This is a genomic window from Faecalibacterium sp. DFI.5.82 (assembly GCF_029076575.1).
Taxonomy (GTDB): domain Bacteria; phylum Bacillota; class Clostridia; order Oscillospirales; family Ruminococcaceae; genus Faecalibacterium; species Faecalibacterium duncaniae.
Window position 1 is genome coordinate 1 of sequence record NZ_JARFIS010000345.1, and the last position, 321, is coordinate 321.

Sequence of the window (321 nt, forward strand, 5' to 3'; positions counted from 1 at the left end):
TGGCGGGAGTGTCATCCTTGGTGGAACCATCGTCCACCCGGATGATCTCGGCCTGCTCCCCGGCGGAGAGCAGGGTCTCGATGCAGTGGCGCATATATGCCGCCGAGTTGAAGCACGGGACGGCGAAGGTGATCAATTTCTGAGCCATACAAAATACTCCTTTGCTTTTTTCCGGCAGATGCACAAGGCAGGGGCCGGGATGGAGATATGTACCCATATTATTGCATTTTTGTGCAGGATATGCTATCGAACGTGGGAAATGTCAGAGATGTTTTACAATTATCCGGGGAGTTGTGGTATACTGATTGGGTTATAAACTGC

General features: G+C 51.1%; 1 protein-coding gene. It reads right to left on the bottom strand.

Going from position 1 to position 321, the window contains the following annotated elements; genetic code table 11:
* A partial coding sequence (locus P0G09_RS16930; RefSeq protein ID WP_275253248.1) for a glycosyltransferase occupies positions 1-148 on the bottom strand: 148 nt, incomplete at its 3' end.
* Positions 149-321: the final 173 nt, after the last annotated feature.